Below are 2775 nucleotides of genomic sequence, written 5' to 3'. Positions count from 1 at the left end.
GCACCGCCCGGCTCGTCCTGGACGACGTCGACATCGCGGACCAGATCACCGCCTGCATCGACGCGCGTGCCTGGCTGGACGCGGTGGAGCTGGACGCGGAGCGCGGGATCGTGGCGCGGCTCGATCCGCGCCGGCTCGACGTGATCCTCGCCAATCTGATCGGCAACGCGCTGAAGCACGGCGGTTCGCCGGTGCGGGTTTCGGTCCGTACGGAGGAGACCGGTACGGACGGGGGCGAGGAGCTGGTGATCGCGGTGCGCGACCACGGCCCGGGCATCCCCGAGGAGGTGCTGCCGCACGTCTTCGACCGTTTCTACAAGGCGAGCGCGTCCCGGCCGAGGTCGGACGGCAGCGGGCTGGGCCTGTCGATCGCCATGGAGAACGCGTTGATCCACCTGGGGTCCATCTCCGCGTCGAACTCGGTCGGCGAGGACGGGAAGACGGACGGCGCGGTGTTCGTGCTGCGGCTGCCCCGGGACGCGTCGGGGATCGCGCGCGAGTCGCGGGTGGAGGAAGAGTGAGTCGCCTTACGGCCGGCGCGGGCGCCCTGGTGGCGGCCGCGCTCACCCTGCTGGTCAGCGGGTGCGGGATCCGCACCACCTCGGTCCCGGTGGACGCGGGCGCGGCCCCGACCCGGGTCCCGTGCAGCCTGACCGGGGAGTCCTCCTCCGCGGCCGCGCAGGGCGTACCGCTCCGGGTGCACCTGGTGTGCGGGGCGCAGCTGGAAGTGGTGGAACGCGGCGCACCGCTGCCGGAGGAGAGGGCGGGCCGGTCCCCGCTGCGGACGGCGGCGGAGCTGCTGGAGCTGTTGGTCGCCGGGCCGTCGGAGGAGGAGCGCGCGGCCGGGTTCACCACGGCGGTGCGCGGCCCGATGACGGTGAAGGGGGCTCGGGCCGGTGACCCGGCGGGCACCCTGCGGCTGAACCGTCAGCCGGAGGACCTGGCGCCCACGGCCCTGTCGCAGATCGTCTGCACCTTCGCGGAGAGCGCGGCGGGCGCGGGCGAGCACACGGTGCTGCTGGGCGGCCCGGGCGCGTACGCGCCGAAGCGCTACCGGTGCACGCCGGAGCTGCGGGAGCGTCCGGAGTCGGCGCCGCCCCTGGGTACGGTGCCGACGGCGACGGTCCCGGGACCGTCGGATTCCGCGGCCCCGGCCTCGGAGGCCCCGCCCGCGCAGTGACCCGGCCGCGGAGGCCCGGCCCGGAGCGACCCGGGCTCGGAGTGACCCGGCCTCGGTGGGAGGGGGCGGCGGGTGTGACGTCCTCCCGGGCGGGTCCGGCGGCGGAACCGATTCCGCCGCCGGGCTCGTCTAGGGGGGCGTGCAGCGTCAAGGTTCGGGCGGCAGTGCCGCCGTGGTCGTCCGCGTGGCCGGGTTCGTACTCCTGGCCGCGTATCTGCTGCTCGTCGCCTGGGTCGGCCTGCGCCCACGGGACGTGGCCTGGGTGACCGCGCCGAACACGGTTCCGCTCGACGGCATCCGCGCCGATCTCGCGCTCGGCGGGGCCCGGGCGGTACGGCTCCTCGCGGAGGGGCTGCTGCTCCTGGCACCGCTCGGGGTGCTCCTGCCGATGGCCGACGGGCGGCTCGACGTCTCGCCCTGGGCCTCACTGGTCCGGACGACGGCCGCGGGGGCCCTGGTGTCGCTGGCCCTGGAGCTGTTGCAGACGGCGGTGCCCGGGCAGGTCGTGGACGTGGACTCGGTGCTGCTCAACACGGCCGGGGTGGCGCTGACCCATCTCCTCGTGGTGCCCGCCGGGCGGGCCCGGCTGCGGCGCCGGACGGGCGCGGGGCGCTCCGTACCGGCCGTGTCCTCCGCCGGGGTGAGCCGGGGGCGGGGCGGGGCCCTGCCCCGGAAGGAGCAGGCTCAGGGTTCGACCCCGAGGATTCCCAGGGTCCGGATCGCCCCGTAGACCGACGCTTCGTCCCCCGGTGCGACGGCACGATGGAGTCATCGGGAGCCCGACGGAACGGTTCCCGGACCGACTCCGAAGGAGCCCACCATGGCCGCACTTGCCCGCCCCCGTGACGGACGCATGATCGGCGGAGTGTGCGCGGCGCTCGCCCGGCGCTTCGGCACCTCCGCGACGACGATGCGCGTGATCTTCCTGGTCTCGTGTCTGCTGCCGGGCCCGCAGTTCCTGCTCTACCTGGCGCTGTGGATGCTCCTGCCGCAGGAGAAGCGCACGACCACCGCCTGGTAGGCCCGGCGGGGGGGCGCGCGGAAGGGGCGCGTCCCCGGTTCCGGGTGCGCGCCCCTTCGGTGCCGTACGGCTCCGATCAGCCGATCGGGAGGGAGCCGGGCTGCAGACCTCCGAGGAGGCCGGTGACGGGGCCGATCGGCGCGGAGCCGAGGAGGCCCGCGACGGGGGCCAGCGGGGTGTGCTGGGTGGCCTGGGCGGCGGCCGCGGGCAGGGTCTTCGCTCCGTGGTCGAGAACCTGGCCGAGGGCGCCCTGCCCGCCGACGGGCAGCTGGGCGAGGCCGTCGCCCAGCGGGACGGCCGAGGTCACGGTGCCCAGCGCGTCGGCGCCGACGGGGAGCTCGGGCGCGGCGGAGGCCGTGCCCGCGGCGGCGGCGGCGAAAGCGGCGCCGAGGGCGGCGACACCGAGCTTCTTGGCGGCAGACTGCTTCATCAGAAAATCTTCCTTGAGCTTGGGGAAGGGAGACCGGTGCGTCGGGAGAACCGGAAACCGGAAAAGGGCATCCGGACATTGCGGAGCGATTCCGCAAACTAACCGCACGGACACCCCGACCGCAAACACCGGAAGGCGGCCGGG

General features: G+C 75.2%; 5 protein-coding genes. 4 read left to right on the top strand and 1 reads right to left on the bottom strand.

The features are described 5' to 3' along the window. The 4 genes from RIF68_RS08195 to RIF68_RS08180 form a co-directional block, all read left to right on the top strand. Positions 1-521, top strand: a 521-nt coding sequence (locus RIF68_RS08195; protein ID WP_309050471.1) for an ATP-binding protein, incomplete at its 5' end; no start/stop codon positions are given. Further along, positions 518-1180 (top strand): hypothetical protein, encoded by a 663-nt coding sequence (locus RIF68_RS08190; RefSeq protein WP_309050470.1) that lies wholly within the window; start codon positions 518-520, stop codon positions 1178-1180. The genes RIF68_RS08195 and RIF68_RS08190, both read left to right, overlap by 4 nt. Before the next feature lie 139 nt (positions 1181-1319). After that, positions 1320-1910, top strand: coding sequence for a VanZ family protein (locus tag RIF68_RS08185; RefSeq protein WP_309050469.1), 591 nt, complete (start codon positions 1320-1322; stop codon positions 1908-1910). A gap of 90 nt (positions 1911-2000) precedes the next feature. Continuing rightward, positions 2001-2201: a PspC domain-containing protein gene (locus tag RIF68_RS08180; RefSeq protein WP_309050468.1), complete on the top strand. Its 201-nt coding sequence runs from the start codon at positions 2001-2003 to the stop codon at positions 2199-2201. 76 nt (positions 2202-2277) lie between these two features. Here the strand turns inward: RIF68_RS08180 and RIF68_RS08175 are convergent, their stop codons facing one another. After that, positions 2278-2631, bottom strand: coding sequence for a hypothetical protein (locus tag RIF68_RS08175; protein ID WP_309050467.1), 354 nt, complete (start codon positions 2629-2631; stop codon positions 2278-2280). Positions 2632-2775: the final 144 nt, after the last annotated feature.

Origin of the sequence: Streptomyces sp., assembly GCF_031178505.1 — a bacterium.
GTDB classification, from domain to species: Bacteria; Actinomycetota; Actinomycetes; order Streptomycetales; family Streptomycetaceae; genus Streptomyces; species Streptomyces gulbargensis.
This window is presented reverse-complemented; position numbering and strand designations above follow the sequence as displayed.